This window comes from Devosia sp. (assembly GCF_030689745.1).
In the GTDB taxonomy this organism is placed as follows: Bacteria; Pseudomonadota; Alphaproteobacteria; order Rhizobiales; family Devosiaceae; genus Devosia; species Devosia alba.
Genome location: NZ_JAUYGL010000125.1, coordinates 1 through 6,180 on the forward strand (window position 1 = coordinate 1; position 6,180 = coordinate 6,180).

9 protein-coding genes and 2 tRNA genes are annotated in these 6,180 nt (G+C 60.8%); 8 read left to right on the forward strand and 3 right to left on the reverse strand.

Annotation, left to right across the window (positions count from 1 at the left end; all coding sequences use genetic code 11):
- On the reverse strand, nt 1-323 hold a 323-nt coding region (locus Q8O80_RS11095), incomplete at its 3' end, for a DUF192 domain-containing protein (RefSeq protein WP_305579526.1).
- Nucleotides 324-334: 11 nt separating this feature from the next.
- Nucleotides 335-958, reverse strand: a complete 624-nt coding sequence (locus tag Q8O80_RS11100; protein WP_305579527.1) for a cold-shock protein — start codon at nt 956-958, stop codon at nt 335-337.
- Nucleotides 959-1,141: 183 nt separating this feature from the next.
- Between Q8O80_RS11100 and Q8O80_RS11105 the strand changes: the two genes are divergently transcribed.
- The 8 genes from Q8O80_RS11105 to Q8O80_RS11140 all read left to right on the forward strand — a co-directional run bounded on the left by Q8O80_RS11105 (nt 1,142) and on the right by Q8O80_RS11140 (nt 5,334).
- A complete protein-coding gene (locus tag Q8O80_RS11105; protein WP_305579528.1) occupies nt 1,142-1,558 on the forward strand; it encodes a VOC family protein in 417 nt (138 codons plus the stop codon).
- A 147-nt stretch (nt 1,559-1,705) separates the two neighbouring features.
- Nucleotides 1,706-2,182 carry a D-Ala-D-Ala carboxypeptidase family metallohydrolase gene (locus Q8O80_RS11110; protein WP_305579529.1) on the forward strand — a complete coding sequence of 159 codons (477 nt, stop codon included), beginning with the start codon at nt 1,706-1,708 and terminating at the stop codon, nt 2,180-2,182.
- Between the two features lie 73 nt (nt 2,183-2,255).
- A tRNA-Glu gene (locus Q8O80_RS11115) sits at nt 2,256-2,330 on the forward strand.
- Nucleotides 2,331-2,376: 46 nt separating this feature from the next.
- Nucleotides 2,377-2,451: transfer RNA gene (locus Q8O80_RS11120), tRNA-Glu, on the forward strand.
- Nucleotides 2,452-2,706: 255 nt separating this feature from the next.
- On the forward strand, nt 2,707-3,291 hold the full coding sequence (locus Q8O80_RS11125) for a sigma-70 family RNA polymerase sigma factor (RefSeq protein WP_305579533.1): 585 nt from the start codon (nt 2,707-2,709) through the stop codon (nt 3,289-3,291).
- A complete protein-coding gene (locus Q8O80_RS11130; RefSeq protein ID WP_305579530.1) occupies nt 3,288-3,944 on the forward strand; it encodes a ChrR family anti-sigma-E factor in 657 nt (218 codons plus the stop codon). The genes Q8O80_RS11125 and Q8O80_RS11130 overlap by 4 nt, the downstream gene beginning before the upstream one ends.
- A 2-nt stretch (nt 3,945-3,946) precedes the next feature.
- On the forward strand, nt 3,947-4,699 hold the full coding sequence (locus Q8O80_RS11135; protein ID WP_305579531.1) for an SDR family oxidoreductase: 753 nt from the start codon (nt 3,947-3,949) through the stop codon (nt 4,697-4,699).
- 338 nt (nt 4,700-5,037) lie between these two features.
- Entirely contained in the window at nt 5,038-5,334 is a 297-nt protein-coding gene (locus Q8O80_RS11140; RefSeq protein WP_305579534.1) for a PRC-barrel domain-containing protein, read from the forward strand.
- A gap of 65 nt (nt 5,335-5,399) precedes the next feature.
- Here Q8O80_RS11140 and Q8O80_RS11145 read toward each other — a convergent pair.
- On the reverse strand, nt 5,400-6,180 hold a 781-nt coding region (locus Q8O80_RS11145; protein ID WP_305579532.1), incomplete at its 5' end, for a cyclopropane-fatty-acyl-phospholipid synthase family protein.

Here is a 6,180-nt window from a genome sequence, read left to right on the forward strand (position 1 = left end):
TTGACCACACCATCAGCGCCGACAAAAATCATGTCGAGCGGAATGAAGGTATTGCGCATCCAGAACGAGACTTCGCGCTCCTGCTGGAAATCAAACAGCATGCCGGCGTCAGCTGCCAGTTCCTGGCGGAACATCAGGCCCTGTGCGCGGGTTTCGGGCGTGTCGACCAGTTCGACATTGAAACTGTGCGCGCCACTGGCGGTGTGCAACACCAATTTGCCTTCATCGCTGCACGCGGCGAGCGGCGCGGACACCAGCAGCACGGCGACAAACGCGCCAGCACGGCGCAGCGCCGGGACAAAGCCAGAGGCAATCGCTATCATATTATGGTTTCCTAGTGCGAAGACGGGGCATCGCCCCAACCATCGGGTCGGATTTCGGCGACCATAAGGCCCTTGGGACCATTGCCGTAGCGGACCAGCACAAATTGTCCGGGCCGCAACTCGGTAATACCGAAGCGCCGCAGCGTTTCCATATGCACGAAAATGTCGGGCGTGCCCTCGCCGGCCGACAGGAAGCCAAAGCCGCGAATGCGGTTGAACCATTTGACCTCGAGGCGAACCATGCCCGATGTCGCTTCGACCACCACATGCGTGCGTGGCGCGGGCATCTGGGCCGGGTGGACGGCGGTGGATTCATCCATCGAGACAATGCGGAAGGCCTGCAGGCCACCGGGGCGGTTGAGCGCTTCAACGACGATGCGTGCGCCCTCATGGGCACTCTGGTAGCCGTCGCGGCGCAGACAGGTCACATGCAGCAGGACATCGGGCATGCCGTTGTCCGGCACGATAAAGCCAAACCCCTTGCCGGCATCAAACCACTTGATCGCCCCAGAAATTTCAATGGTATCGAGCCCGGATTCGCCCGAACGTGCAGACGCCTCGGCATGCTCAGGCGCACCCCTCTCCTGCGAGAAGACGGTCGACCCGTCACCATCACCACCAGAATCGGCCCCCATCGTCCCTCAGCCCCTCGATACTCGTCCGCCACGGCGGGATACTTCACAATAGACGCAGTCTGTCCGATTCAAGCGCGATTGTTAAGCATGTCTTAGGAAATTGTTGTATGGCGCTCAACTTGCGGCGCCGAGCGGCCCTTGCTAGGCCAGTAACACCGCCAATCAACCAAAGAGGAGAACGCCATGCAGTTCCTGCACACCATGGTTCGTGTGACCAATGTCGAGGATAGTTTGCGCTTTTATTGCAATGGCTTGGGCCTGGAAGAAGTCAAGCGCATCGACAATGAGAAGGGTCGGTTTACGCTGATTTTCCTGAGAGCGCCTGGCGACAAGGGTGGGCAGGTGGAACTGACCTATAACTGGGATCCCGAGACCTATACCGGCGGGCGCAATTTCGGTCATCTGGCGTATCGCGTCAAAGATATCTACGGCCTGTGCCAGCACCTGAGCGATATGGGCGTGGTCATCAACCGCCCGCCGCGCGACGGGCACATGGCGTTTGTGCGGTCTCCGGACGGCATTTCGATCGAGCTGATCCAGGAAGGTGATCTGCCCCCGCAGGAGCCATGGTTGTCGATGCCCAATACCGGCCAATGGTAACCCGGCACCAGCTACCCATCAGTCATTTACGTTTTGCTAACCGTGGCGCTTAGGCTGCGGTTAGCAAAACCGATCGTATTTTAGGGACTTCAGCAACATATCGTTGCCTGTTGCACGAGAGCAACATTTGCGTTTCTCGGAAGTCCCATGCACCCTGCGCTACGATCCATCGCCGCCCTTGCCCTCTGCGTTCTGACGCTGGCGGCCTGCGTGCCCATGGCCATGTTCGCCAGTTCCAGTGGCGCCAGCTATGCGAACAAGCGAAATGACTGGGGCACCTATGTCGCCAGCCGTGACGTCAATGCCTTCTGCCTGTCGCCAAAGCTGCGCTTTCTGGTGTGGGAGTTCGAAGGCCATTTCGGGCGCAAGGTGATCATGAGCTCGGGCTATCGCGACGGCAATCACAACGCGGCGGCGGGTGGCGCCAGCAATTCCTATCATACCAGGTGTATGGCCGCCGATTTCTACATTCCCGGCGTCGACAAGCGGGACATGATCCTGTTTGCGCTGCGCACCGATGCGGTGGGCGGGTTGGGGTGTTATCCCGGACGCCAGTTCATCCATGTGGATGTCCGCGACCGGCCGCGCGGCTATCGCCGACCGGTCACATTCTCGGGCTGCTAAATAATTGTTTGAATGGGCGTCCTTATGGGTTGCACAACCCAAACGAGCCAACTATACGACCGGAAGTGCTTAAGCGCCCTTCGTCTATCGGTTAGGACGGCACCCTTTCACGGTGCAGAGAGGGGTTCGATTCCCCTAGGGCGTACCACTCCTTCTTGATGAAGGGTGGAAACTAAGCCAAGTTTTCTGGGTCTGCGCCCATCGTCTATCGGTTAGGACGGCACCCTCTCACGGTGCAGAGCGGGGTTCGATTCCCCGTGGGCGTACCAGAAACTTTATTCCTCATCCCCGAACCCGGTCCGCTCGCTCGATAGATTGTTATCGGCTGACCAAAATCATCCCACCATTGACCGGGCAGCGACCTGCCCTGCGTGATGATGCTCGCGCGCGCTCATCAAGACCGTCAAGCTGAACCGTCAGCAACGACCTCAATTGCCTTGGCGATCCACGCCACGGTGATCTGGCGCTGCTCCCGTGCCGTACAAGGGCTGACAGGAGCGGAGCAGACGATGTATGCCTTGAGCATGACAGAACCAGACATCGGGCGTGCCCCGCCACCAGCAGCGCTGAACGACTACACGGCATTGTTGCTGCGGGTGGCCCAATCACGTGACAAACCGGCTCTGGCCGCGCTGTTCAACCATTTCGGCCCGCGCATCAAATCGATGATGCTCAAGCTTGGTGCCAGCGACGCGCTGGCTGAAGATCTGGTGCAGGAAACCTTCGTGTCGGTGTGGCGCAAGGCTGGCCAATATTCCAGCCAGCGAGGCGCTGCGAGCACCTGGATCTTCACCATCGCCCGCAATCTGCGGATCGATCAGCTGCGGCGGCAATCGAACAAGCCCTATGAAGACCTCGAAAAGCTTGAACTGGCCAGCGACAGCCCCAGCGGAAGCACGCTGGTCGAACAGAACCAGGTGATTGACCGCGTCACCATCGCGCTCGAATTGCTGCCCCCCGAACAACAGGAAGTCGTGCGCCTGAGTTTTATCCACGATATGCCGCATGCCCAGATCGCCGAAAGCCTCGGCGTGCCACTGGGCACCGTGAAATCGCGACTTCGCCTCGCTTATGGACGGCTCCGGCCCTTGCTGGAGGATCTGCAATGACCATTGAACATCACCCCGACATCACCACCCTGCTGGCCTTCAGCGCGGGTACACTTGACGACCCGTATGCGACGGTTGTGGCCACGCATCTGGCAATGTCGGAGGGCGGCCGCGAAGCGCTGCGTCAGATCAATGCGATTGGCGGCGCGCTGCTCAACGCCGAGCCCGAGGCCAAACTGACCGCTGGCTCGCTCGATCGGCTGCTGGATACGCTGGGCGATGACGACAGAATTGACGTGATGCCGCATGACGAGCGCACAGTTGCCGGCGACGTGCCCCTGCCCCTGCAGCGCTTTCTGCCGAACGGGCTCGAAGGCGTGCGCTGGAAGTGGACGGGTCCGGGTGTGGCCACGGCCGATCTGGGCTGGGGCAAGGACGGCCGCTCGCGGCTGATGTTGCTGCGCGTCGGTGCCGGTCGACCGGTGCCCGAGCATGGCCATGGCGGCCAGGAGCTGACGCTGATCCTGTCGGGAGCCTATCGCGACCGTTTTGGCCTGTTTGCCAAGGGCGACATTGCCGACCATGACGAAGATGTGGAGCATCAGCCGATTGCCGAGCCGGGCGAGGACTGCATCTGCCTGGTAGCGGTGGACGCCAAGCTGACCTTCCGTGGCCGGCTGATGCGGGCCCTGCAGCCGCTGTTCAGGATATGAGCATGAAACCGGGCGTAGCCTGGATCATTGGTGGCGGCTCGGGCATTGGCGCGGCCGTCGCCCAACGCCTGGCCCGGCAGGGCTGGACCGTGGCAATCTCGGGCCGCCGCGAGGACAAGCTGGCGGCAGTGGCCAAGGGGCACCCCACCATTGGCTCCTACCCGCTCGACGTCACCGATGGCGCCGCCATCAAGGCCGCCGTGCAGCAGATCGTTGCCGATATGGGGCGGATCGACCTGTTCATCTTCGGCGCCGCCGCTTGGCAGCCCATGGATGTCGGCGACTACACCTATGACAAGTTCGCCAAGGTGGTGGACACCAATTATCTGGGCGTGATCCGCATTGCCAATCCACTGATCGAACAGATGGCGCGCCAGGGCGGCGGGCACTTTGCCGTCATCGCCTCGGTGGCCGGCTATTTCGGCCTGCCGCGCTCGGCAGCCTATTCCTCCACCAAGGCCGCACTGATCAATCTGCTGGAGACCATGCGCAGCGAACTGGCGCCGCGCAATATTGTGGTGCGGATGATTGCGCCGGGATTCGTCAAATCCGAGCTGACCCACAAGAACGACTTCCCGATGCCCTTCCTGATGGAGACCGACGAGGCAGCCCAGCGGATCGTCGACGGCCTGACGCAGTCGGACCGCTTCGAGATCGCCTTTCCCAAGCGCATGGTGTGGTTGATGAAGACCGTGCGCTGGCTGCCCTACCCAGTGTTTTTCTGGCTCACCGGAAAGATGCTGCCCAAGGATTGAACCTTTGCGGCGCTGATTGATTTTCCTCTCCACAGAGGAGAATTGTCATGGACCCGATACCCGATCCCCGCCAGCGCCAGCCCAAGGGCGACCACAACCGGCGCCTGTCACTTGAACTCGACGACGCCGCGTTCGCCGCAGAGGCCGGCATCACGGTGGAACAATTGCTCGACTACGAGCGAACCAGTCCCGATCACGACTTCGATGTCGAGGTGGCACGGCGCGTCGGCCTGGCGCTTGAGCGGCTGGAGCAGGCTTTGCCCAATTCCCAGACCGGACGGAACGCTCCGGCGGCTGAGCCGTTGGCCTCACTGAACCCCAATACAGGAGCATTCACGATGGACCACACCAATCATATCCGTTTGTCGCCCACCGAACTGACGCCTGATGCGCTTGAAGGCGCGACCATTTACGGCGCTGATGACCACAAGGTTGGCAAAGTATCCCATGTGCATGGGATGGGCCCCTCCAGCCAGGTCATCATTGATGTCGGCGGGTTCCTCGGCCTTGGCGCCAAGCCGGTCGCGGTGCCCTTGGGCGATCTTCAGTTCATGCGCGACGAGAGTGGCGAAGTTCACGCCGCAACAGGTTGGACCAAGGAGCAGCTGGAAGAAATGCCAGAGCATCACCACTGATCCATTGCCCTGCCAGCAAAAAGACCCCCGGACATGGTCCGGGGGTCTTTTTTTGAGCTACGCCGTCAAGCCGGGCGGCGATACTGGTAGATGCCGACATCAATCGAGCCTTCGGCAAAGCCGGCCTCGCAATAGCTGAGGTAATATACCCATTTGCGCTTGAACTCTTCGTCATAGCCCAGCGGGGCAATCATCGGCCAGCGTTCGAGGAAGCGCTCGCGCCACAACCGCAAAGTCTTGGCGTAGGACAGGCGGAAGGTGTCGACGTTCTCCAGCACCAGGTCGTATTTTTCGCCGAACTCGCGCATCACCGTCTTGGTCAGCAACATGCCCCCGGGGAAAATGTAGCGCTGGATGAAATCGGGGCCACTTTTATAACCGTCGAAATCGGCCTCATTGATGGTGATCGCCTGGATGGCGGCCGTGCCGCCGGGCTTGAGCCGGTCATGCACGGTCTGAAAATAGCTGTCCCAATTATCCTCGCCGACCGCCTCGATCATCTCGATGGAGCCGATGTGGTCAAACTGCCCCTCGGTGTGGCGATAATCCTCGAACACCAGGGTGGCAAACTCATCGAGCCCCTGTTTGGCCAGGCGCTCCCGGCCATATTTGAGCTGTTCGGCCGACAGGGTGATGCCGCGCAGATTGGCACGGTAGTCCTTGGCCACGGTTTCAGCGAAGCCACCCCAGCCGCAGCCGATCTCCAGCACGGAGGAGCCTTCGGTAACGCCCGCCATATCGGCGACACGACGGTATTTTTCGCGTTGGGCCTCCTCGAGGCTTTGATCACCCGAGGTGAACACAGCCGAGGAATAGGTCATGGAAGGGTCGAGCCACTGGCCGTAG